The organism is Patescibacteria group bacterium (assembly GCA_041659765.1).
GTDB lineage: Bacteria > Patescibacteriota > Patescibacteriia > UBA9934 > UBA9934 > JAGORL01.
This window is the reverse complement of sequence record JBAZXR010000001.1, coordinates 831,406-855,274: the sequence shown is the minus strand read 5'-3', so window position 1 is coordinate 855,274 and position 23,869 is coordinate 831,406. Positions and strand designations below refer to the sequence as shown.

Below are 23,869 nucleotides of genomic sequence, written 5' to 3'. Positions count from 1 at the left end.
ACCCCTTTTTTATGGCCAAAGTTGTATCACCAAAAATTATCGAAGAAATGAAGCTCTTGCTTATTGCTGAGAAGGCTAAGCTAGAAAAAGAGCTGACCCAATTTGCACATCGCGATCCCAAGGCTCCTGGCACTTTTGTCACCGAGTACAAAGACACAGGAAGCGATGAAGGCGAAAACGCTTTTGAAGTTGCTCAGTTCAGCGACAACCTTTCACTCGAGCAGGAACTCGAATCAGCGCTTAAAGATGTTAATTCAGCTTTGAAAGCAGTGGAAAAGGGTATTTACGGCACTTGCAAATATTGTCAGCAGCCAATTACCGAGGCCCGCTTGAAAATTCGTCCGACATCTACCTCGTGCGTGGCCTGTAAAAAGACGCTTACCCAAGAAATGTAGTATGACCCGCGCCCACTTTTTCACGGGCGCAGGTTCGGTCGTGGCACTCGCTCTTGTCGACGCCTTTACAAAATGGTGGGCTATAGGCCACGCAATTCCGGCCAGCTCATCGGCCATCCCCTCATTGTTCGCTTTCGCGTTACACAAAAATCCAGGCATTGCTTTTGACATCCCGGTGCCGTTTTTCATTATTTTGCCGTTGACCCTCACGATTATCGTGCTATTCGGCTACTATTTCGGTCGCCCAGCGCTCGTTGATCATAGATTTGAGGAAGCCCTAGCCTGTTTCATGGTCTGTATTGGCGCACTCGGCAATTTCCTGGATCGAGCCGTGAATGGGTTCACCACTGATTACCTGATTCTCCTGCACACTTCGGCAATTAATCTTTCTGACCTGCTGATTCTCTTCGGCATGGGACTTTTTCTGTGGTACCATAAAGGCAACCCCCAGATCGAGAAAACCTAAATTAAAAACTCCCCATACATTTTGTGTATGGGATTTGCTTTTGTAAGTGCGGCTACGGTATTTGGTCTTGAAGCGGTGCATGTCGAGGTCGAGGCCGATATCTCGAAGGGTCTACCGAAGTTTCACGTTGTCGGTTTACCCGATACGGCCACGAGCGAAGCGCGCGAAAGGGTACGATCGGCAATCAAAAATAGCGGGCTCACCTTCCCGCGCCCTGTTATAACGGTCAATCTCGCGCCAGCGAGTCTCAAAAAGCACGGCGCCTCTTATGATTTACCCATCGCGCTCGGAATCCTGGTAGCCGACGGCACTATTCCGCCAAAAGCCCTGGATCGCATCCTCGTTTTAGGCGAGTTGGCCCTCGACGGCCGTATCAGGACAACAACCGGAATACTGCCCTGCGTCATGATGGCGAAAAAAACAGGATTTACAGGCGTCATTGTCCCCGAAGAAAACGCCCGTGAAGCAGCGCTTATTGAAGGGATCCTTGTTCATCCCGTCAAAGACCTGCGAGCAATCGTTCAGGCGCTAAACGACGGCATCCTCCCGCTCTACACACCGCCCAATGAACTGGACAGTTCGCTGCATCTTCCCCTTACGAAAGGGGATGTCGGGAGGGAGTTCAGGAAGAGTGGAACGGACTTCGCGGACATCGCCGGCCAGTCTCAAGCTAAACGCGCGCTCGAAATCGCCGCGTCAGGTGGTCACAACGTTCTCCTTATAGGCTCTCCCGGCAGTGGCAAAACACTCCTCGCGCGTGCACTCCCGGGGATACTCCCGCCCCTCTCTTTTGACGAAGCGCTCGAAATCACAGCGATTCACTCAGTTCACGGCAGTCTCGATAAAGACGAAGTCTTACTCCGCGATCGACCATTTCGCTCGCCGCATCACAGCGCGAGTGGAGTAGCTCTCGTCGGCGGTGGAGGCAACCCCAAACCCGGCGAAATCACGCTCGCACATCGCGGGGTGCTCTTCCTCGACGAGTTTCCTGAGTTTCCGCGCCGCGCGCTCGAGCACCTTCGCCAGCCCCTCGAGGAGGGTCGAGTTACAGTCTCACGCGCTGCCGGAAGCGTGGCCTTCCCTGCACGCTTCATGCTCGTGGCTGCGATGAATCCGTGTCCGTGCGGGTACGCCTTCGACCAAGAACGCACCTGCGTCTGTACAGACTTTGTCAAAGAACGATATAGACAAAAAATTTCTGGCCCGCTTTTAGATAGAATCGATCTCATTGTCGAAGTCCCTCGACTCCCGCTCTCCGCCTTCAGCGATTCGTCGAGAGAAAGTTCGCAGGCGGTGTGTGATCGCGTGACCCGAGCTCGCGAGATTTCTCGCACGCGCTACGAGTCCGTGGGTATCTCGACGAACGCAGAACTCGGCGCCAGCACGCTCAAGCATTTCTGTATCCTAGAACCGGATGACCTTGCCTACTTTCAAAAAGCCGCCGAGTCCCTTCGTCTCTCAGCTCGCGCGTATACGAGAATTCTCAAAGTCGCTCGGACAATCGCCGACCTCAATGAAAACCCCGCGATTGAACGCGGGCATCTCATGGAAGCTTTGCAATTTCGCTCGACGCTTACCGGAGATAATCAAGCGGATTCTTAAACTTACCGTTCACCACGACCTCAAAATGCAGGTGCGTGCCGGTGGAGTTACCAGTTGAACCACAACGACCGAGCGGTGTACCCATGGTGATTTGCTCGCCGGCCTTCACATACAGCTGGTAGAAGTGGCCATAGCGCGTCACAATACCGTTGCCGTGATTAATCTCAACTGTATTGCCATATCCGCGCTTGGCTCCCGAAAACTGCACGATCCCGTCAGCGGCTGCATAGTTTGTATTTGTGCTTGTACCGTTGGCGTGCCCATTACAATCAACGTCTAGCCCTGTATGCGTCCAGCTTAAGCCGCGCACTACGTACTTCAGGTCAGTTGGCCAAAGCATTTTCCCGGCCACCGGTTTATTACCGGACGTGCCAACCGAAGAAGGTACGCCGGTGAAAATATCCTTCACGGCTACATTTCTCACAGTTGCTACCGGCACAGGCGCCTTAAATTCTCCACCCGGCACAATGAGTTTTGCGCCAACAGTTAATCCAGATCCGCTTGGCAGCTTGTTGTAGGCAATCACCTCCGCGGCATTCACTCCATACTTCTTAGCAATAGCCGTCACTGTATCGCCGCTCTTCACAGTGTGAGCCACGCCTGATACCGGAAGAATGTTAAGGGTGTTACCAGGCTTAATCACGGAACGAACAGTTAGATTGTTAGCCCAGAGAAGCGTGTTAAGCGTAATCCCAAATTTGTGGGCAATCGTAGACAGGGTATCGCCGTTGCCAACGGTATAAGCAATCAGGCCTTCGCGCGGAGCCAGGGTATCCGCAGTAGTCGAACTAACTGAGCCCTGGGACAGAATGCCCTCGCCTAAAACTAAGCTGGTAGGAGTAGCTGGATTAGTTGAGTTTGAGGTGACAAAAGGCCTAAGCGTACTTTCGTCGATAATTTGCGAAGCCACCGGACGCGAGTAGTCTACATACTCATCAATCACCTCCACCGACTGATCCGTAACAATGGCATACAATAAGCTCTTCTCTCCAAAGGTGTCAGCCTCGGCGCGGGCCTGGGAGAGCTGCAGGTTAGCGCCAACCGCCATCAGCACGACTAACAAAACTGCTCCATGAATGGTGTAGCGGTTAGAAAGAAAAAACATGAATCTGTTCTTCGCTGGGCGATACCAAGTACTCAACCGTTTGTGGAGCGCAAATAACACGCCATAAACCGGCAGTACCAAATAGTGCAAAAAGAACCGAGCTAGCGGCGAAAACATGCGTCCAAAAAGTCTGCCCAAAGTAAAAGCAAGCCGCTTCAAAACCACAAGCAAGCCCACAAATAAGAGGCCCAATCTGATAAAAAATGGCGAATTAAAGCGAGAAATATGAAAGTAGAGTTACTGACCCAGTATACCGCAATTCAGTTGACGAAACAAGAAGAATCTAGCATCATCGAGCCCATCTATGGCCCACAAATTAGAAAAGCTAGAAAAGAATCGCGTTAAGCTAACTATCACTATTCCCGCGGAAGAAGTGCTCGCCGGAATGAAACATACCGCTGAACACGTCAGTGAGGAATCCAGCATCCCGGGTTTCCGCCCAGGGAAGGCCCCGTATGAAACGGTCGTGAAGCGTATGGGCGAGATGAAACTGCTCGAAGCCGCATCCGAGGAACTTATAAGGAACGCGTTCGTCAAAGCCATGATCGAGGAAGATTTAGAAACTGTTGGCCAGCCATATTTTGGCGTAGAAAAGATGGCGCCGGGTAATGATCTCGTGTTTACGGCAGAAATGTCTCTCATGCCAGCAGTAACCAAACTTGCAGACTACAAGACGCTGTCAATCAAGGCCGAACCAGCCGGCGCAACTCCAGAGATGGTCGAAAAGGCCAAGTCCGATCTCATGACCATGAAGATGAAGGAGACGAAGGCCGAGGCTGGTCGCCCGCTCGCGAAGGGTGACAAGGCAGTCGTCAATTTGACGATGAAGAAAGACGGCGTAACGATTGAGGGAGGCGAAGCACAAAACCATGCGGTGTACACAAATGAGCCGCATTACATTCCGGGCTTTGTCGAGGCGATCCTCGGAGCAAAGGAGGGCGAGGAACGAACCTTCGCGCTCATGTTCCCAACGGATCATTATCAGAAGCACATTGCCGGAAAAAATGTGGACTTCACCGTGAAGCTGAACGAAATTTTCGCGATTCAACTCCCTGATTATAATGACGAGTTCGCCAAATCACTCGGCATTGGATCTGTGGACGAACTGACAAAGAAACTGACGGAAAATTTGAGCGCAGAAAAGGCCGTTGAAGAATCACGTCGCCAGGAAAAAGCGTTGCTCGAATTACTCGCCGAAAAATCTAATTTTGATGAGTTCAGCGATCTCCTCGTTAACCAGGAGATTGACAAGATGGTTTCAGAACTCAAGCAGTGGGTTTTTGACCAGGGCATGGAGTGGGAAAAGTACATCTCCTCGATCGGAAAATCAGAAACAGAGATGAAGTTAGACTTCACCCCACAGGCCATTACGCGCCTAAGAGTCGCTCTTGTCCTGAACGAAGTGGCTAAAATCGAAAAGATCGATCCTGCCTCTCAAGAAATCGACAACGAAGTCGATGAGGTAGCGAAAACCGTTGGCGAAAACAAGGAAGCAAAGGAATACGTCTATTCCCCAGCCTTCCGCGACCGCATCGAACACCAGGTCCGCAACCGCAAAGTAGTCGAGTTCCTCAAGAAGATGATGGTGAAGTAGGGGTCGACCCCTGCGTCGACCCGCCCCGACGTTAGGAGGGGCTTGGAGGTGGTGGTTATTGGAATGGCTCTCGACTCAGGTCGAGGGCTTTTTCATTTGCCAAGCATCTTTGTGTCGATATACCCTCTGGCAGGAGGAATACATGGCTCGTGATTTTATTGTGGACTTCACGCTGAAGCCTGGTGTGCCGGGTCAGCACTTCGCTGAACGGCTTGCACTGATCCTCATTGGCGAGGGCTCGACCGTCGTGCGGGCTGACGCGGAACGCTATCACGTCTGGAATATTGGTCCGGTGCCTGGCTGGCGTCTGCTCCAGCCCCCATCCGCAGCTGGGGGAGATGGCCGTGAACGCCAGAGCTACTACATCACGTACGACGGCACCGAGGAGTTCCGCAACATGCCGGGACTTCCGCACTCGCTCGCCATCGCCATCAAGGCCCTTGTGCCGGAAGTGGAGAGATCCGAAGGCCACGACCGCAAATGAATTCGAAACTTTCGCGCCCGACCGGCTATCCGGCGGGCGAGTTCTTTTTATGCTTTACAGCTTTTTTAACCTTTTTAACTTTTTCAGCTACACTCTCCCTATATGAGATTCGGCGCACACGTATCGGCAGCGGGAGGATTATGGAAGTCCGGCATTTACGGCAAAGAGTTGGGATGCGAGGTAATTCAGATATTTTCTCGGCCTCCGCAAAGTTTTTCGGTTAAACCGATTACGGACGAGGATGCGGACAAGTTCAAGGCATCCATGAAGGAACATAAGATCGAGGACGTCTATATTCATGCACCGTATCTGATTAACCTCGCGTCCGCGAATAATCGCGTCTATCACGGCTCGATCAACATGATCCGCCAGGAACTCGATCGCGGAACTCAACTCGGAGCAAAAGCAATCATGTTCCATCCGGGCTCGGCCAAAGACATTGGTCGCGAGAAGGGGATTGAAATGGTTTCGGCGGCATTAAACAAGGTTCTCGACGGATATGATAGTTCGACCCAGCTACTCATCGAGATTTCGGCGGGGGCGGGAGAGATCATGGGCGATTCTTTCGAAGAAATTGCAGCATTTATCGACGGAGCCGAGCGCGGAAAGGAAATCGGCGTTTGTTTTGATACGCAGCACGCTTTCGCGAGCGGATACGATTTGAGAACGAAGGAGGACGTCGATAAGACCTTTAAAATGTTCGACAAAATCATCGGCATTAAGAAACTCGTCGCCAGTCATTGTAACGACAGCAAAATCGAGTTCGACGGCCACAAAGACCGCCATGAGCATCTCGGAAAAGGCTTCATGGGCGCAGAATCCTTCGAGGCTATCGTCAAAAACAAACTCTTGAAACACATCGACCTCATCCTCGAAACCCCCTACGAAGGCGGGGGAGGCGACGATCCAGGAAGAGTCGATGATATGAAGCTCCTGAAGAGCTTCCGGTAATATGTTTCTTTGGGTCAAAGTAAAACCAAACGCGAAAGTTACAAAAGTAACTAAGTGGCTCGACGAGAAAACCGTCGAAATTGCTATTCACGCACCGCCGAAAGAGGGAAAGGCCAACGCGGAACTCATTCGCTTTCTCGCGGACAAGCTCGATACGTCGAAAACCTCGATCTCGATTGTGTCCGGCACCATGGCCAAACTAAAACGCGTCGAACTGCCTGATTCGGCCAAGATCGACGCGCTTAGGGAAGATCAACCCCGCCTTCTGTAAATGGGTGGCACCGACAGATACGCCAGCCGCCTTTTGCAATCCCCACAATAACTCCGTCTTTTAAAATGGATTGCCGCGTGTACTCTGAGCAAGACGGATAGAAGGGACAGTATCCGTTGGGATACAGGATTTTCATCGGGCCATGGTCGAAGGAAAATGTTTTCTGGTACGCCAAAATGGGCACGGTTGCCGCTGTCCGCAAGGCGTTACGATAAAAGCCCGGATTTTTTGAAAATGCCTTCAAGGCGCTGTGCTTTTTCTGCAAAGTCGAGATCCAGCGCTCCTTTACCGGCGAGGAGAACAATGTCATAGCCTGGTGCGATTCGAGGTAACAATACTTTCGTAATCTCACGATACTGTCGCTTCACCCAGTTACGGTCGACGGCATTCTTACTCACCTTTGTGCCGACCACTACAGTAATTCGAGTGACCTCGAGTTTAGTCTTTGTGTACTTAATCCCACAGACCGCGTCGAAAACGCCCTTCTTGCCTTTGAGGACGTCGTTAATGTCTTTATCGTTGCGCAATCTGTTAGGCTTTTTCAGCATAGAATAAAATCCCCGCCTGTCCTGCGATAGCTGGACGGCGGGGGTTTCAACTTTCTAACGTGGGCGCTTCTTCAGCGTCAGCTTCTTGCGGCCCTTTAGGCGGCGGCGGGCAACAACGTTGCGGCCATCCTTGGTCTTCATCCGCTGGCGGAAACCATGGACTTTAGCTCTACGCTTCTTCTTGGGTTGATATGTTCGCTTGGGCATATAAAAGTAGCGTGAGGATAGCGAAGTTCGCTAAAACAGTCAAATCCTAGGGGCAGTATACACCGACCAGTTCCTGTGACGAGTCTGTTCGACGAAAATCAGAGGCCGGCCTGCCATCAAGTAAGAGGCCCCACAAAGTTGCTTCAATCCGTTAGCCTGACTGCCAGTCTCGCGATGGCTAACCGACTTGCCCCCAAGTTATCCACAGTTGTGAAGATAGACCAATGGTTGCGGGTGCTTGTGGGCTGTGGATATATTCACTATGATGCGCCTTGTCGTCTATTCCTAAACGCTTCGCGCTATGGAGATTGGTACTCCCATGGATACTCATGAGCTCTGGCAAGCAGTCCTTGCCCATGTAGAGCTTAAGATAAGCCGAGCGCATTTTAGTACGTGGTTCAAGAACACCTTTATTTGTGACTACCAGCCGGGCGCGTACGTTATTGGCGTCCCCAATAGCCTTTCCCAAACTTGGTTAGAGAAAAAGTTTAACAAAGAGATTCTCGAAGCCTTACAGACCCTCACACCGAACCCGATTAGGAGCTTAAAATGTCGAATTGAGGCAAAACCCGCGGCATATCAGCCAATTCAGATTGTGACACCAAAGATTGCTGGAGCCGAGGACTACGGATTCACAACTACAGATGGCGGAGCGCCAAGTTTGCCACCAACGGGCAACATTACGGTGAATCCTTCCTATTCTTTCCATACGTTCGTAGTCGGCAAGCAAAACGAACTAGCGCACGCTGCGTCCCAGGCCGTCGCCTCGCAACCAGGAGGCACATATAACCCGCTTTTCATTTACGGCGGTGTTGGACTCGGTAAAACTCACTTGTTGCATGCTATCGCCAACGAGATTCGTCGTAAGTGGCAGGGCGCACGCATCATGTACGTCACCTGCGAGCACTTTACTAATGATTTTATTCACTCGGTTCGCACTGGTAAGGGTAAGGAGTTCAAAGATCGCTATCGCAATGTCGACCTTCTCTTGATTGACGACATTCAGTTCATTACCGGCAAAGAGGGAACGCAGGAAGAATTCTTCCATACCTTTAATACGCTCCATCAGGACAACAAACAGATCGTCATCTCGTCAGATAGACCGCCAAAATCGATCGCTGGCCTTGAAAAGCGTCTACAGTCCCGCCTCGAATGGGGAATGTTGGTCGACGTCGGAACTCCCGATCTCGAAACACGGATCGCGATTCTCGAAAAGAAGTGTATTGAAAAGGCGTTCCCACTAACAAAGGACGTTCTTCAGTATGTGGCTTCGACCGTTTTCTCGAATGTTCGCGAACTTGAGGGCGCTTTGAATAAAATCATCGCCGTTCACCAGTTTAGGAACATGGAAGCGACGCTCGATACCATCAAACCGATTATCTCAAGCTTCGAATCCGAAAATGTGAAGAAAACCGTGACTCCTCGCCAAGTTATTATCGTCGTTGCAGCGTATTTCGATATTCAGATCGAGGACGTTCTCGGTAAGAGCCGTGAGAAACGCCTGGCTTTCCCACGCCAAATCATCATGTTCCTGCTCCGCGAAGAAATGAAGAGCTCCTATCCTACTATTGGCGCTGAGCTTGGCGGCCGAGATCACACTACCGCTATGCACGCGCACTCAAAGATTAAGAATCTCATTGATTCTGACGAGAAACTTCAGAAAGACCTGGAACTCATCAAGCAGAAGATGTACACGGGAGCGTAATTCGTTGAGTCATTCTGAGCGTAGCGAAGAATCTGAATGGTCAACCAATCAGATCCTTCGTCGCTAAGAGCTCCTCAGGATGATTTCGACCACCCGAGGTGCACATAATGTGGATAAGTCTGTTGATATGGGGATGGATAAGTCTGGGGATAGGATTGCGGATAAAACGGGGACAGAGTTAAATGGTGTAGACTACTGCCAGTTATCCCAAACGTCCTCACAGCTGTTCACAGACTTTTCACACAGGTGAAATCGTCAGGAACTCAAATGGGACGGGGACAACAAGCGTTATCCACTTCATCCACAGACTCACTGTTACTACTAGTTATCTTATATATAAATATCAGAAGCACCTGTGAAACTCTCCTGTACAAAAGAAAACATCCACCAGGGACTGACCATCGTGAGTCACATTAGCGGGAAGAGCGCGAACCTTCCCATTTTGAATAACGTGCTCTTAAGGGCAGAAGTGGCTGGACTCAAGCTGACGGCCACAAACCTCGACATGACGGTGATCTGTACCGTTCGTAGTAAGGTCGACCAAGCAGGTGAATACACCGTTCCCGCTAAACTTATCGCAGATTACGTTTCATTACTTCCGGACGAACGGGTCGATCTCGACCTGCTCGACACCTCTTTGCTTGTTGTTTGTGGTTCATCCAAGACCAAGATCAACGGTTTAGCTCCAAGCGAGTTTCCGTTGGTACCTCAGGTAACCGGCGGGGTAAAATTCACTGTTCCTGTTGCTCCTTTTGATGCTGCACTCGCACAGACCCTGTTTTCGGTGTCGACAAGCGAGGCTCGCCAGGTACTTACTGGATGTTATTTGGAGTTCGATGGCAACAAAAAGCTGCTGACAATTGCCGCGACTGACTCTTACCGCCTCGGCGAGCGCCAGATTGCCTTAACTGGGGATATCATGGGGGAAAGAAAGGTAGTTGTCCCCAGCAGAACATTGGCCGAGCTACGCAGAATCTTCGGTGTCCTTCGCGACGCGGTCGAAATCCCAGAAACACTCGAGATCGAGATCACTGACAACCAGGTTGCTTTCCGTTACGGGTCAGTCGAACTTTCTTCACGGACGATCGACGGAGTTTATCCCGATTATCGACAGATTATCCCCAAGACAAGCGCTACGGAAATCATTGTAAACAAGACTGTTTTTGGCCAGGCCGTAAAGCGCGCCAGTCTTTTCTCGAAAGCGGGATTGTTCGACGTGAAGCTTGAAGTAAAGGCGGGCGTGAATGAGATCGTTCTCTCGGCTACAGATGCTGGCCGCGGCGACCATACCGTTGCGGTCGAAGGCGACGTGACGGGAATCGATAACTCGGTGACGCTGAACTTCCGTTATTTGCTCGACGGTATCAACGCCATGACGAGCGAGAAGGTAATCGTAAAAATTATCGATGCCACAAACCCCTGTCTCCTCGTCCCACATGAACAAGCTGATGAGAAATACTTGTATATCGTGATGCCGATCCGCCAGTAAATGAAAAGACTCCCGAGAAATCGGGAGTCTTTTCTGTTATTTCTTGAAGACGACGATCTTTACCGTCTTGCGGCCAAAATGGCGCGCAGTAGCGAGATCATCCATCCAGATGTCCATATTGTTCTTGTAGCGCGTATTCATACGGTCCTCAACGATGAAGACCTTGTCGCCGTAGATTTCCGGCATTTTGATACGCGTACCAAACGGGAGCTGGTTGGTGGCAACTACGCCGTCACGCACATGCGTCTGGGACGCTGTGATAAACGGGGTAGAATCACACTCCTCAACACGGGACGTGTATGCAGAAACCTGCATATAACGCACCGAAACACCGTCACGGTCCTTGTTTTCAGGCAAGGCACCAAAATTCTTCGTCTGGTTCTGCATAGCAGCCACCTGAAGGGCAACGGTTTTATCCGCATTGATACCAAGGTTAGTGGTAGCGTCTACGTTCAAGGGGAGGGCAAAATAGCCAAGCGCCAAGATCATAACAGCTACTACACCGGATTCAACCGGGGAAGCCTTAAGGTAGATAGGAATGTGGCGGAGAGTGTTGATCATAAGAGGTCTAGTATAGCAGAAAATGGCCTTTTTGTCAAGCAAAAATGGCACTTTTATGGCTAACCCTAGCCAAAGTTTAAACAGAACACTTTGTCGAAAAACTATCGCTCAGGTATGATGCTCGGCAAGAGCTTTTTTTTATGCAGAAATTTATCCAGGGACAGCTTAAAAGAGGTTTGAAAGCTGTTCCCGAACGCTTAAAGAAGCTTTGGCGCAACACAAATAAAAAGGCTCTCTTGAAGAACGTATTTTTAGCATCTTTAGCGTTTTGTTTATTTTTTATAATCGTAATTGCTGGAACGTTCGCGTGGTATGCCAAGGATTTGCCTAACCCAAACGGGCTAGCTAACAGGGATATCTCCCAATCGACCAAGATTTATGACCGAACCGGCACGCACCTGCTCTATCAAATTGCTTTAAACGGTAAACGCACGTTGGTGACACTGGACGAAATTCCGGATTATGTTAAGAACGCGACTATTGCCGCTGAAGATCGCGCGTTTTATACCCATCATGGATTTACATTAAAAGGAACTGCTCGCGCGGTGTTATTTGCTGGTCAGCGCGGCGGTGGGTCTACCATCACTCAACAGCTGGTGAAAAATGCTATTTTGACGAATGAACGGAGTTTGATCCGTAAGCTCAAGGAGTTGATCTTATCCGTTGCCTTGGAACAAATTTATTCCAAGGATCAGATTTTGCAGATGTATCTGAATGAAATTGCTTATGGTTCCGCGAACTATGGCATTGAGGCAGCGGCCGAGCAGTATTTTAGTAAGTCGGCTAAGGACTTAACCTTGGCAGAAAGCGCTACGCTTGCCGCCATTCCTCAGCGGCCGACCACCTACGTTAACAACCCAGACCTGCTAAAAGAGCGCCGCGACTGGATATTAAATGGCATGGTGGACTTGGGTTATGCGACGCGCGAAGAAACCGATGTGGCTCTAAAAGAGGACACTACTTTGACGACCAAGGTGACGAATCTTAGCGTCGGTCCGCACTTTGTTTTGTGGGTGAAGGGTATCCTTGAAGATAAGTATTCTACAAAGCTGGTAGAAACCGGCGGCTTGAAGGTCATCACCACTCTTGATTATGACAAAGAGGTGTTAGCGGAAAAGGCTGTGACTGACGGCGTGGAGAAGAACGGTAAGCTCTATAACTTTACCGACGCTGGTTTGCTTTCTCTAGATCCAAAGACCGGACAGATTTTAGCCATGGTTGGTTCACCGGACTACTCAAATAACGAGATTGATGGACAGGTAAACGTGACCATTCAGCCACTTCAGCCGGGTTCTAGCATGAAGCCGATTATTTATGCGGCCGCCTTTGAGAAGGGCTACACGCCAAATACGCTTTTGTGGGATGACAACACCACATTTGCTACACCAACTGGTCCGTATTCGCCGAAGAACTATGACCTTGGCGAACACGGTTCCGTGTCCATGCGTAAGGCGTTGCAGGGCTCGCTCAACATTCCGGCGGTGAAAACACTGTACTTGGTAGGCATAGACAACGCTGTACGCTTTGCTAAGCGTCTGGGTTACTCTACGCTCAATGATCCGTCTAAGATTGGTCTGTCCATGGTGCTCGGTGGCGCCGAGGTGAAACTGATCGATCACGCGGCTGCGTACGGAGTGTTTGCTAACGGTGGAACGTATCATGAACCGACCGGTATTCTTCGCGTCGAAAACGCTGATGGTTCAGTCCTCGAAGAATGGAAGGACGAAGAGCACCAGGGGGAACGAGTGATAGATTCAAACCTGGCCGCGATTATGAGCAATGTGTTGTCTGATAACGAGGCTCGCTCTTACGTTTTTGGCTCAAATAATTGGCTAGTTGTGCCTGGGCGTGCAGTGGCCGCTAAAACGGGAACGACCAATGAGTATAAAGATGCCTGGACCATGGGCTATACGCCGTCCCTTGTAGCTGGCGTTTGGGTGGGTAATGCTGACGGCACGAAGATGAAACGGGCAGATGGCTCGCAGATCGCCGCGCCAATTTGGAACCAGTACATGAAGTCAGCGCTTAACGGGACGCCGGTTGAGGGCTTCCCGAAGGCAGATATTCCGCAGACGGGCAAAGATGTGCTTGATGGCAAGATGACTGGTACGCCAGTGACAATCGATACTTCAAGCGGCAAGCTCGCCACCGAGCTCACACCAGATCGTTTCCGAAAAGAAGTTATTTGTGGAACTTATCATGACATCCTGCATTATGTAGACAAGGATCATCCAACCGACCCAATCCCCGAGCGCCCAGAAAATGATCCAAACTATAAAGTTTGGGAAGCAAATCTCCTCGACTACATAACGCGCCATAATGCAAAACTAAAGGACGGCGAGAAACCGCTGGAAAATTGCACCGCGCCGACCGAGCTCGACGACGTGCATACGCTCGCTAATAAGCCGGCCATTTCCATGATGTCACCGGTAAATGATCTGGCGCTTGGCCGAACGTTCAATACTCTGATCGCCGTAGAGATTCATCGATCATTCTCCCGGGTTGAATATACGGTTGACGGCGTCTATATTGCTACCTCGTTTTCAACTAACGGAGCTTCGATCACGCTCCCGGGTTGGGTCAAGCAGGGCGGTCACTCGTTTGCCGCCACGGTGTATGACGACGTAGACAATAACGCCACGGCGACCGCCATCATCAATGTTCTAGAGGCAGGTAGTCAGGGATCTTTCACGATCACTAACCCGTTTAACGGACAAACGATTGAACGTTCCGCGCCCACCTACGCCGTGATTGTTGAGGTTCCTCATGCTAGCGATTACTCAAGCCTGACCTTGACCGCTCGAAACTTGTTGACTGGAACCACGGTTCCAGTCGGGGCGATTTCATCACCCCCTTCCATCTCTTCAATCAGCTGGACATTACCCTCAGCCGGCGACTACACTCTGGAGGCTGAAGCCACGAGCACTACCGGCCAGGTGCTCGAATCCACCCCCGTGAAGGTCTACGTACGAGATCCCGTGTCGGCAGTGATTATTCCCTAAAACATTTCTGTTCCCATCCTGAGCGAGAGCGAAGGATCCGACTTTCTCCTCTGAGGGTCGGACTCTTCGCAAGGCTCAGAGTGGATGCAAATACAAATATATGAAAAAAATACTTGTTGGTTTCCTCGGTCTTCTCTTGGTCGGTGCTGGTTGTCTGCCAATCGCGAACAAACCCGTTGACGGCAAGTGGCAGTTGGCCTTTGACCTTCCCAAGGGTTGGGTCATGGTTACCCCATATGAAGCCTCTGGAGAAGGCAAGATCAAGCCAGTGAATGAGGCTGTTCGTCGGAATGACACAGAGGTGTATCTGCAGAGCACTGATAAGCCGATCTGTTTCACCTCTGGCGGACCGTGCGCTGAGGGATCAGTCACTGAGGGCACGCTGATCAGCGCTTCCCAGCTCGATTCTCACCGGACACTGCCCAAAGAACGCGAGGATCTGAAGAACGGTCTCTCTCGTGTTAAGCTTTGCGAGGCAGGCGGAGAATGTCAGATTGGTAATCAGGGTAACTACACCTATTATCTAGAGACAGAAAAGGGCAACTTCACATTCAGCTACGGAGGCGACGCGCAGGATGTTGAATCCATCATCAAATCCGCGAAGGTTGTAACTCACTATACAGATTTACCAACGGTTGAGGTGAAATAAAAGAAGGAGCCGCGCGCGTCGCGGCTCCTTTTGTGTTCGCTCGCCTGTCAGTTCGGAGCATCTTTGATTGGTGCGGCGATCATGTACGTGATGGTCTTTTCTAGCTCCGTCGTCGCCGCGTCTTCCGAGGTGAAGTACGCGGTTGTAACGTAAAAACACAAAACCCCCAAATTTGGGGGATATGTGGAGGCCGCGGCCGGGGTTGAACCGGCGCATAAGAGTTTTGCAGACTCCCGCGTTAACCACTTCGCCACGCGGCCGTGAACGCCAAGAAATGTAACAGATAGTGCGCTATAATTCAACCGTAATGGCTAATAAGGAGGAAAAATTCGGCTGGAGGGAGGCGTGGGGCATGCTCCGCGGTTCGTTCCGAGGGACCGGCGGTTTTTACGTCGGCATTTTGTTTTTCATTCTTTTGGCGGCAATCGGCCAGGTAGCAGAGCCCCTACTTTACGGAATGATCGTGGACGGGATAGTTGGCTCTCTCTCTGGGCAGACTAATGTTCTACCAGAACGCCTTTTTGAGAGCCTCATTATCGTTGTCTTCCTTTGGGGTGGCGCCGCCATTCTTGGTGCGGCAGCAAAAGAGTTTAGCCAGTGGCTGAGCTATAAAGCCGGTAATAAAGTGTGGGATCAGTTCTCGCACGTAGCGCTGAAACGGATTCTCGATTGGGACCCGGAACGTTTTGGACGAGTGTCCCTGGGCGCGCTCGCAAAGCGGCTCGACAGGGCCGGCGAAGCCTCATGGGAAATTGCAGCCCGCGCAGTTGTCGACATTGTGCCGACGCTCGTCACGTTCGTCGTCTTTTTTGTCGTCGGCCTCGTTCTCGACTGGCGCATGACATTGATCTCACTGGCGACAGTTCCCGTTCTCCTCGCGCTGACGATCTTCGCATATCGGTGGGCGGATAAGCGGCAAGAGCAATTGAATGAAGCTTGGGAGGATGTGTCTCGTAAGCTTTATGAAATCGTCGCGAACATTGTGCCGATTAAATCGTTTGTCGCAGAAAAACGCATGTTGCGCGAGTACGCTACGCTGATCGACGTCGGCCTTGTCAGACAGACTCGCCTTAACACCGTTTGGACAACGCTCGACTTTTTGAACTCGGCGACGCGTTTTGTAGCGCGCTTTTTAACCCTCGGTGCAGGTATTTTATTTATTTCGGAGGGCTCGCTTTCACTCGGCGTTCTTGTTGCGTTTCTCGGCATGATGACGTACATCTTGGCGCCGTTCGATTACTTGTTGGCTGACATTCTGCGCCGCACGAGCGAAACAAAGAACGCCTTTGCTCGCCTACAAGATGATTGGTACGCAGAACGTAAAGTGGCCGAGATTGCTCGCCCAATTCACCTCAAAGAACCAAAAGGCGAGTTAGTTTTCGATAAAATATCCTACCGTTACAAAGGCTCGAACACTGACGTACTGTCGAATGTCTCGCTTCATGTTAAAGCGGGGACCAGCTTGGCCATTGTCGGCCCGTCCGGCGGCGGCAAGAGTACGTTGGTGCGCATGATTAACCGTTTCCTAGATCCAACGTCCGGCGCGTTGTTCTTGGACGGTGTAAATGTAAAGGACGCAGACATAGACGAGCTCCGCCGGTCAGTCGGTGTTGTGCATCAGGACACCGTCATGTTCAACGAATCAATTCTCGAGAACATTAAGTTTGCTAAACCTTCGGCGAGCAAGGACGACGTGATAGCCGCCTGTAAAAAAGCCCAGGCCCATGAGTTCATTACGAGGATGACGAACGGCTACGACACCATTGTCGGCGAACGTGGAGCTCGGTTATCAGGTGGTGAACGCCAACGCCTCGCTCTAGCCCGCGTCTTCCTGGCCGACGCGCCAATCTTGATCCTCGACGAGTCTACAAGCGCCCTCGACTCCGAAACAGAGGCCAAACTCCAGGCCGCACTCACTTCCGCCATGAAGGGCAGAACAACGGTCATCATCGCGCACCGGTTGTCGACGGTATACATGGCCGAACAGATTGCCGTGATCGAAAAAGGCTCAGTCGTCGAGCTCGGCACACATGATGAGCTCCTCGCAGAAGGCGGATTGTACGAAAAGTTATGGAGGTTGCAGTCCGGTGGTTACCTTCCAGAATAAAAAAGACCCTCGAGGTTTCTCGAAGGTCTTTTTTGTTTAACCCTCAACCAGGATGCGGACAATGTTGTTAATATCCATGCTAGCCAGGTTCTTGGGGATGGTTTCGCTGATGTGTTTCAGGACATCGGTGTGCATGTCTGAGGCGAAATGGGTTTTGTTCACCTCTGGCACGCAGGCGACGATGGTTTCGTAGCCCTCGTGATCGATCATTTCTAGTAAACGCTTAGAAAGGGCGTGATAGAGCTCCTTTAAACGGTTAATCTTCATCTGGTCAAAGTCCACGTCAATTTCAGTGACGCGGTCGGTTTCGGCTGTTTCAGGCGAACTCACTAATTCAATCTCCTCAACGTCTCGGTCTTCAGCCTTGAAGAGGCGAGCCTTTTCGTTATTTGTCACGACGATCAAGGTTTTCTTTTCAAAAGGCGTGTAATGGTCGCTGATGTGCATATTAATGAGAGTTTAGCACGAAGGCCTGGTCTACGCCACAACCCACACATTAACCTACTCATTAACCCACTGCTCTTCAGGTATACTGCTTCCTATATGGGCTCTAGATTGGGGGAAATACTTTCGGGTAGTGTCCGCGAGGTCGTTTTCGGCCTTGAAGATAGTTTTGTTTCTACTATGGGGGCGGTTTCGGGCATTGCCGTTGGCAGCGGAAATTCATCGATCGTACTTCTTTCCGGGTTTGTGTTGGTGGGGGTTGAAGCAATTTCCATGGCGGCCGGCAGCTACTTGTCTTCAAAAGCAGCCACTGAAGTTTATACCGAGCGATTTAAACAGGATGAGGCTCGAGTTCTGTCTGAACGAGTAACGGATACTGAGTCTCTGCGTGATTTTTTCATCCGAAAAGGGTTTTCTAAAGTCGAAATGGGGATTGCCCTTAAGGCTATAGGTCGAGAACGGAGGCTCTGGCTTGATGAAGCTCATCGTTCTGAGTTCAGGCTTTCTCCCTCGGCTTCCGGTACACCGCTTTTTGCAGGGTTTATTATGGGCATCTGTTATGTGTTCGGCGGTTTACTCGTGTTGTCACCGTACATCTTCCTGCCAATCATTTATGCTTTGCCATCAGCGATTTTAGTTACCATCGTTGCTCTCTTCTTGCTTGGTTTCTGGAAGGCGAGCGTGGCCAATGTGAAACCGGTTCGCAGTGGTATTGAAATGGTGCTTGTTTCTTTGGCTGCTGCATTTTTGGGCATCGTTATTGGACATTTTGTCTCAGCGTACACGGGAATAGCAGCTTCCTAATATGTTTTTGAAGCGATTCGCAAAAACTCGGGCGCCAGAATTTCCTCTCGGCCTTACGTGGCTGAACGGGAAGCCTTTGAAGATGGCGGATTTGCGCGGGAAAGTAGTACTCATCGATTTTTGGACGTATTCCTGTATTAATTGCCAACGGACGCTCCCGCATGTGACGCGGTGGGACAAAACATACCGGGACAAGGGTTTGGTCGTGATTGGTGTGCACACGCCGGAGTTCGCATTTGAAAAGGTTGAGGAGAATGTGAAGGCTGCAATTGCCGAGGCAGGAATTGAGTATTCCGTGGTTCTTGATCCTGATAATAAAGTGTGGAGCTTATTCGCAAATCGCTACTGGCCGCATAAATATCTCATCAATAAGCTGGGGAATATTGTCTACGACCACGCAGGCGAGGGTTCCTATGCGCAGACTGAGCATGAAATTCAGAAGGCGTTGCTGGAATCTGGCGCGAAAGACTTGCCAGCGATCGGACCCGATGATTCGGTTGGCGGCAGTGTCTGTTATCGAACGACTCCTGAAACCTATCTCGGTTATTTACGCGGGCACATTGGCAACATGAGCGAGAACTTGCCGGACATGGAGGAGGCGTTTACGGCCATCGGTGAAATGAAGGACGATGTTCCGTATTTGCACGGACATTGGAAAATTGGTTCCGAATTTGTTGAACATACCAAGACATTACCGACGCCGAACGAATATCTAGCGCTTAAGTATAATGCTTTTTCGGTTAATCTTGTCATGAGCACGACAAACGGGAAGACGGCCACGGTTATCGTCGAACTTGATGGCAAGCCTATCCCCAAAGACTTCGCCGGTCCGGATGTTCACATCGCGAAGGACGGTACTGCCGAGCTCGTTGTTAAGGACGCGCGGATGTACCGCGTCGTGAACGCGAAGATGTATCATAAAGGAACGCTAAAGTTGAAAACGGCGAGCGGGAACCTGAGAATGTTCGCCTTTACGTTTGGAGGGTGCGTGGAGTAGGGTGGGGCATTATGTATTTAGACCACGCCGCCGCCACGCCTGTTCGCAAGGAAGCCTTAAGGGCTATGTTGCCGTATTTTTCGAAGTCTTTCGGCAACCCATCGAGCATCCACAAAATGGGAGTAGAGGTGAAGAAAGCGATTGAGGAGGCTCGCGGGCATGTCGCGGCACTCGTCGGTGCACGTGCCGATGGCGTCGTGTTCACCTCTGGTGCGACCGAGTCGATCAACCTCGCACTCTTCGGTGCCTTGAAGGCTCACCGAGGGACTGGCCGGCATGTTGTTGCTTCTGCCGTAGAACACAAAGCTACGCTCGAGGCGCTTAAGAACGAAGGTTTCGAGGTCTCTCTCGTTCCTGTTGACTACGCCGGGCTGGTGAAGGTCGAGGATGTTGTCGCTGCGATCAGACCGGATACAGTTGTCGTCTCCATCATGGCCGTGAACAACGAAGTCGGCACCATCAATCCCATCAACGAAATCGGCCGAGAAATTCTTCGACTAAAAAAGCCAAAAGACGGATTGCCGCCCCCAAAGACGCCGCTTTTTCACGTTGACGCTGCACAGGCTGTTGGCTATCTTGATCTTTCCGTTGAGCGCGACCATCTTGATCTCGTCAGCTTCAGCGCAGCAAAAATTGGCGGGCCAAAGGGCGTTGGCGCGCTTGTTATCGGACCGAATGCGCGCATCGAGGCGCTACTTTTTGGTGGTAACCAGGAACATGGCCTTCGCGCCGGCACGGAAAACGTTCCCGGCATTGTCGGCTTTGGTGTCGCCGCATCACTCGCCTTAGCCGAACGCGAGAAAGAGTCAAAAAAGCTCGCCCGCATTCGCAAGGCCTTCATTCGTGAAGTCACCCGAGCAATTCCTGGGGTCGTTATTAATGGCGACAAGAAACTTACGGCTCCGCACATTGTAAATATCCAAATTCCAGGAAAAGATTCTGAAGAAATTGTTCTCAGACTCGATGCAAAGGGTATTTTCATCTCCTCGGCGAGTGCTTGCACCAACCCTGGAGCAAGAAGTCATGTCCTTCGAGCGATGGGATTCTCAGAAGACGAGGTGAAGGCGAGTATTCGAGTATCTTTTGGGCACGGAACAAAGAGAAAAGATGTTCTTCATTTGGCGCAGGAAATCCTTAAAGCTACTCAGTTGCATTAGTGGATCGCTAATGTCGTCATGTGGTAGGATGCCGTCAATATGGATGAAGCCTTTAGAAAGACGACGGATTTTTACAACAAACAGGCAGAGGCATTCGAGGCAAAGACGAAAGACCTCCAGAAACATGCTTGGGTTGATCGCTTCACTTCCTTGGTGCCGGAGCATGGTCAGATCCTGGATATCGGTTGCGCATACGGAAGAGATTCCCGTTCTTTTGCGGACGCTGGAATGAGAGTGGAGGGCATCGATGGTTCGGAAGCTATGGTCGAGAAAGCTCAGAAGCTTGTTCCGGAGGGTAAATTTTTCACTGGTGACATTCGATCCGTTCCTTTGGAGGAGCAGAAATACGATGGAATGTGGGCGTCAGGACTGTTTGTCCATATCCCAAAGCAGGATATCTCTGCTTTATTAGAGAAACTTAATGGTGCGCTAGCTGAGAAGGGAAAGCTCTACGGGTCAATCTATCTTGGTACAGAAGAAGGACTTGTGAAAGATGAACGTTTTGAGGGCGCCGAAAAATACTACACATATTTTACTGAAGAAGAGTTCCGATCATTGCTTGTCGAAGCTGGGTTTGAGATAGTCGATTTTTCTCCAAGAATAGCATCTGAGTACGAGCGAGCGGATGTTCTAGAATTCATTGTCGAGAAAGCTAATAGCAGCCATCTCTAGACCCTTCCTGGCGTCAGGGTCTGATGCCCCCTTTCTATAAAAGATGAATAAGAAGCAGGGTGAGGAGTGTGCGCATATATTGCTCAAAGTATAGCAGTCTTGTATTCTTTCCCCCGTATGAAACTTCGTATCGTTGTTGATCCAGACTTGTGTATTGGTGCGGCCAGCTGCGTCACGGTGGCGCCGGACTCGTTTGTAATAAATACTGAAAATAAAGCCGAAGTGCTAGACCAGGGCCGGTCTCCGGACGGGCCTACTTACGAGCGAACGGTAGAAATGACCGAGGCCGAGAAAGAAAATCTGATTGTTTCTGCTCAGTCTTGCCCAACGCTCGCAATTTCTATCTTTGACGAGAGCGGAGCTCAGCTTTACCCGAACGTTTAACATGCGCAACGTACTCATAATCGGCGGAGGAATTGCCGGCACCACTGCAGCCGAGGAGCTTAGAGCACGCGACAAAGAATGTTCGATTATTATTTTGTCCGCGGAAGTGCACCCATGTTACTCACGCGTCCTGTTGCCGCATTATGTGAAAGGCAAGGTTGGACGCGAGAAAGTATTTCTAAAACAACCGCAGTGGTATTACGATCACCAAATAGAAGTGATGCTGGGGGTTAGAGCTGAGGAGATTGATTTGAAAAATAAGTTCGTACGCACGAGCGAAGGGCGAGAGTTGCCGTTTGATGATTTGTTGGTAACAACCGGTACGGATATAGATCTCTTGCCCGATGACCGGCGCGGCGTGTCGTATTTATCAACGGTCGATGATGCTGATAATCTAATCGCCCTCATTAGCGAGTTAAAAACTCGGCCAGTTGAGGAGCGCCGGGCATTTATTTACGGCGGGGGATTTATCGCCTTGGAGTACGCGGGCATTTTTGCTCATTTTGAAATTCCTTTTGGGATTGCCATGCGCGGCCACGGCTTTTGGTCCAAGTTACTTTCAGTCGAAAGCCAGCAAGTGCTCGCTGACCAGGCTAAGAAGCACAATATCCCGCTTTATTTTGACGAACCCATGCCGGAGCTCTTAGGAGACGAGGAACTGATGGGCGTGAAGTTGAAAAATGGCCAAACTATTCCGTGCGGTTTGCTAGGCGTAGGAATCGGCGCTAGAGCCACGGAGAAGACGGTTATGGAAGCTGGCATCCCCACGAAGAGTGGCATCTTGGCTAATGAGTATCTCGAAACCGGCATTGCCCATGTGTATACTGCAGGTGATGCGGCTGAATTTGATGACACCACGGTCGGCCGGCGCATCCGCTACGGCAACTGGATGAACGCGCTCATGCAAGGTAGAGCAGTAGGAAAGACTATGGCTGGCGAGCGAACTAAATTCGCGCTGACCTCGTCATACTCCACTAATTTCCTAGGCTTACAGATTGTTTTCATTGGCGATACGAGCCGTGAATTAGCTGATGAGATTAAACAATTAAATCCGCACGAGGAACACTTTATTCGTGCCGGCAAGCTAGTTGGAGCGATTTTGATCGGTGACGTTTCTAACCGAGCAGCGCTCACAAAAAATATTGGTTCAGCCTATGTTGCTTGATCAAGACGAGGTTTATAAAAAATTTGACCCCGAGGATATTGGGTACGGAATTGAGCACTTGCCAGAGCAGGCACGGTTGGCTTGGCATGACACGCGCGAACTGACTTTTCCTAAAAATTACAGCGAAATCTCTAACATCGTGATTTCCGGGATGGGCGGCTCGATTCTTGGTCCGCACATGTTGAAGTGTGTTTTAGCAGACCGTTTGTCAGTGCCATTCGAACTGCTCAGTGATTACACCCTGCCAAATTTTGTAAACAAAGACACGCTCGTAATTTTGTCGAGCTATTCAGGAACGACAGAAGAAACGCTGGCTGTCGCTGAACAGGCTAAGGCACTTAGAGCAAAAGTGGCGGTTATTTGCACGGGCGGTGCCCTTGCCGAGCTAGCCAAGGCAGAAAACTGGCCAGCTTATATTTTTGAACCAGGCGATTTGGCTAAACAGCCGCGTTACGGCACCGGGTTTTCACTCGTCGGGATCGTGGGCATGCTTGAAAGAATGAGCATCTTGAAAATCAAAGAGTCCGAAGTGACCTCCATGATGTCGGCCATGGGCGAGGTGATCGATAACTGCGCAACTGATGTACCGGCAACTGAGAATCCGGCCAAAGAAGTGGCTAAAGAAATTGTAAACCGTTCGATTGTCATCATTGCCGCAGAACATCTTTCCGGCAACGCTCACATACTGCAGAATCAAATGAATGAGTCAGCTAAACAGTTTGCAACATATCAATTACTACCCGAGTTGAACCATCATTTCTTGGAAGGGCTCTCATATCCCGTCGGTCAAGCACAAAATACAACGGTCATTCTTCTACGTTCGAACCATTATCATGCAAGGACGCAAAAGAGATGTGACATCACGGCCGACATTTTGGAGAAAAAAGGCATTACGGTGATCGAATATGGCGCGAAAGGTGAATCCAGACTCGACGAAGTAGGCGAAGTCCTCCAGTTTGGCAGCTACGTTGGTTTGTACCTCGCGCTTCTGAACAGTGTCGTAACCACAGACACCGCCACCGTGTTCGAGTTCAAGAAAAGAATGAATGAATAAGATAAACCCCCTGCCTTGCGGTAGGGGGTTTTGCGTTTGAACGCGCGCGAATCGCT

Annotated in this window: 25 protein-coding genes and 1 tRNA gene; 19 read left to right on the top strand and 7 right to left on the bottom strand. The window is 50.6% G+C overall.

The annotated features are described in order from the left end of the window. Positions 1-11 precede the first annotated feature (11 nt). Genes WC813_04655 through WC813_04645 form a run of 3 tightly spaced genes read left to right on the top strand, consistent with a single transcriptional unit; the run spans position 12 to position 2,463 of the window. The gene (locus WC813_04655) at positions 12-395 is read left to right on the top strand and encodes a TraR/DksA C4-type zinc finger protein (GenBank protein ID MFA5947279.1); all 384 of its coding nucleotides are present in this window, start codon (positions 12-14) and stop codon (positions 393-395) included. 1 nt (position 396) lies between these two features. After that, positions 397-861, top strand: a complete 465-nt coding sequence (locus WC813_04650; GenBank protein MFA5947278.1) for a signal peptidase II — start codon at positions 397-399, stop codon at positions 859-861. Between the two features lie 27 nt (positions 862-888). Beyond that, complete coding sequence (locus WC813_04645; GenBank protein MFA5947277.1) at positions 889-2,463, top strand: YifB family Mg chelatase-like AAA ATPase; 1,575 nt, start codon at positions 889-891, stop codon at positions 2,461-2,463. Here the strand turns inward: WC813_04645 and WC813_04640 are convergent. Continuing rightward, complete coding sequence (locus tag WC813_04640) at positions 2,435-3,727, bottom strand: M23 family metallopeptidase (GenBank protein MFA5947276.1); 1,293 nt, start codon at positions 3,725-3,727, stop codon at positions 2,435-2,437. The two genes, WC813_04645 and WC813_04640, sit on opposite strands and share 29 nt — an antisense overlap. 145 nt (positions 3,728-3,872) lie before the next feature. Here WC813_04640 and tig point away from each other — a divergent pair, with 145 nt between their 5' ends. From tig to WC813_04620, 4 genes are all read left to right on the top strand, one after another. Beyond that, complete coding sequence (tig, locus tag WC813_04635) at positions 3,873-5,162, top strand: trigger factor (protein ID MFA5947275.1); 1,290 nt, start codon at positions 3,873-3,875, stop codon at positions 5,160-5,162. A 142-nt stretch (positions 5,163-5,304) separates the two neighbouring features. Next, positions 5,305-5,646, top strand: a complete 342-nt coding sequence (locus WC813_04630) for a hypothetical protein (GenBank protein MFA5947274.1) — start codon at positions 5,305-5,307, stop codon at positions 5,644-5,646. A 102-nt stretch (positions 5,647-5,748) separates the two neighbouring features. Further along, positions 5,749-6,597 carry a deoxyribonuclease IV gene (locus WC813_04625; protein ID MFA5947273.1) on the top strand — a complete coding sequence of 283 codons (849 nt, stop codon included), beginning with the start codon at positions 5,749-5,751 and terminating at the stop codon, positions 6,595-6,597. Between the two features lies 1 nt (position 6,598). Beyond that, positions 6,599-6,868, top strand: coding sequence for a DUF167 domain-containing protein (locus tag WC813_04620; GenBank protein MFA5947272.1), 270 nt, complete (start codon positions 6,599-6,601; stop codon positions 6,866-6,868). On the opposite strand, the gene yidD is transcribed toward WC813_04620, so the two are convergent. The 3 genes from yidD to rpmH all read right to left on the bottom strand — a co-directional run bounded on the left by yidD (position 6,840) and on the right by rpmH (position 7,623). Beyond that, positions 6,840-7,004, bottom strand: a complete 165-nt coding sequence (yidD, locus tag WC813_04615) for a membrane protein insertion efficiency factor YidD (protein MFA5947271.1) — start codon at positions 7,002-7,004, stop codon at positions 6,840-6,842. The two genes, WC813_04620 and yidD, sit on opposite strands and share 29 nt — an antisense overlap. 70 nt (positions 7,005-7,074) lie before the next feature. Then, complete coding sequence (gene rnpA / locus WC813_04610) at positions 7,075-7,416, bottom strand: ribonuclease P protein component (GenBank protein MFA5947270.1); 342 nt, start codon at positions 7,414-7,416, stop codon at positions 7,075-7,077. Between the two features lie 54 nt (positions 7,417-7,470). Continuing rightward, positions 7,471-7,623, bottom strand: coding sequence for a 50S ribosomal protein L34 (gene rpmH / locus WC813_04605; GenBank protein MFA5947269.1), 153 nt, complete (start codon positions 7,621-7,623; stop codon positions 7,471-7,473). A 301-nt stretch (positions 7,624-7,924) separates the two neighbouring features. On the opposite strand from rpmH, the gene dnaA reads away from it, so the two are divergent. After that, positions 7,925-9,328, top strand: a complete 1,404-nt coding sequence (gene dnaA / locus WC813_04600) for a chromosomal replication initiator protein DnaA (protein MFA5947268.1) — start codon at positions 7,925-7,927, stop codon at positions 9,326-9,328. 355 nt (positions 9,329-9,683) lie between these two features. Further along, a complete protein-coding gene (gene dnaN / locus WC813_04595) occupies positions 9,684-10,817 on the top strand; it encodes a DNA polymerase III subunit beta (protein ID MFA5947267.1) in 1,134 nt (377 codons plus the stop codon). 36 nt (positions 10,818-10,853) lie between these two features. Here the strand turns inward: dnaN and WC813_04590 are convergent, their stop codons facing one another. Continuing rightward, positions 10,854-11,378, bottom strand: a complete 525-nt coding sequence (locus WC813_04590; GenBank protein MFA5947266.1) for a hypothetical protein — start codon at positions 11,376-11,378, stop codon at positions 10,854-10,856. A 140-nt stretch (positions 11,379-11,518) separates the two neighbouring features. On the opposite strand from WC813_04590, the gene WC813_04585 reads away from it, so the two are divergent. Continuing rightward, entirely contained in the window at positions 11,519-14,380 is a 2,862-nt protein-coding gene (locus WC813_04585) for a PBP1A family penicillin-binding protein (GenBank protein ID MFA5947265.1), read from the top strand. A 100-nt stretch (positions 14,381-14,480) separates the two neighbouring features. Beyond that, the gene (locus WC813_04580; protein MFA5947264.1) at positions 14,481-15,029 is read left to right on the top strand and encodes a hypothetical protein; all 549 of its coding nucleotides are present in this window, start codon (positions 14,481-14,483) and stop codon (positions 15,027-15,029) included. A 184-nt stretch (positions 15,030-15,213) separates the two neighbouring features. Here WC813_04580 and WC813_04575 read toward each other — a convergent pair. Then, positions 15,214-15,289 (bottom strand) — tRNA-Cys (locus tag WC813_04575). A gap of 47 nt (positions 15,290-15,336) precedes the next feature. Here WC813_04575 and WC813_04570 point away from each other — a divergent pair. Further along, positions 15,337-17,136: an ABC transporter ATP-binding protein gene (locus WC813_04570; protein MFA5947263.1), complete on the top strand. Its 1,800-nt coding sequence runs from the start codon at positions 15,337-15,339 to the stop codon at positions 17,134-17,136. Between the two features lie 36 nt (positions 17,137-17,172). Here WC813_04570 and WC813_04565 read toward each other — a convergent pair whose 3' ends face one another. Continuing rightward, complete coding sequence (locus WC813_04565) at positions 17,173-17,583, bottom strand: hypothetical protein (protein MFA5947262.1); 411 nt, start codon at positions 17,581-17,583, stop codon at positions 17,173-17,175. A gap of 96 nt (positions 17,584-17,679) precedes the next feature. On the opposite strand from WC813_04565, the gene WC813_04560 reads away from it, so the two are divergent. The 7 genes from WC813_04560 to WC813_04530 all read left to right on the top strand — a co-directional run bounded on the left by WC813_04560 (position 17,680) and on the right by WC813_04530 (position 23,813). Next, the gene (locus WC813_04560; protein MFA5947261.1) at positions 17,680-18,384 is read left to right on the top strand and encodes a VIT1/CCC1 transporter family protein; all 705 of its coding nucleotides are present in this window, start codon (positions 17,680-17,682) and stop codon (positions 18,382-18,384) included. Position 18,385: 1 nt separating this feature from the next. After that, positions 18,386-19,381, top strand: a complete 996-nt coding sequence (locus WC813_04555) for a redoxin domain-containing protein (GenBank protein MFA5947260.1) — start codon at positions 18,386-18,388, stop codon at positions 19,379-19,381. A gap of 11 nt (positions 19,382-19,392) precedes the next feature. Continuing rightward, positions 19,393-20,538 (top strand): cysteine desulfurase family protein, encoded by a 1,146-nt coding sequence (locus tag WC813_04550; protein ID MFA5947259.1) that lies wholly within the window; start codon positions 19,393-19,395, stop codon positions 20,536-20,538. A gap of 39 nt (positions 20,539-20,577) precedes the next feature. Further along, entirely contained in the window at positions 20,578-21,210 is a 633-nt protein-coding gene (locus WC813_04545) for a class I SAM-dependent methyltransferase (protein MFA5947258.1), read from the top strand. Between the two features lie 117 nt (positions 21,211-21,327). Next, the gene (locus WC813_04540) at positions 21,328-21,594 is read left to right on the top strand and encodes a ferredoxin (GenBank protein ID MFA5947257.1); all 267 of its coding nucleotides are present in this window, start codon (positions 21,328-21,330) and stop codon (positions 21,592-21,594) included. A gap of 1 nt (position 21,595) precedes the next feature. After that, complete coding sequence (locus WC813_04535; GenBank protein MFA5947256.1) at positions 21,596-22,759, top strand: FAD-dependent oxidoreductase; 1,164 nt, start codon at positions 21,596-21,598, stop codon at positions 22,757-22,759. Beyond that, a complete protein-coding gene (locus WC813_04530) occupies positions 22,749-23,813 on the top strand; it encodes a bifunctional phosphoglucose/phosphomannose isomerase (GenBank protein MFA5947255.1) in 1,065 nt (354 codons plus the stop codon). Before WC813_04535 ends, WC813_04530 begins: the two co-directional genes overlap by 11 nt. The last annotated feature ends 56 nt before the right edge of the window (positions 23,814-23,869 follow it).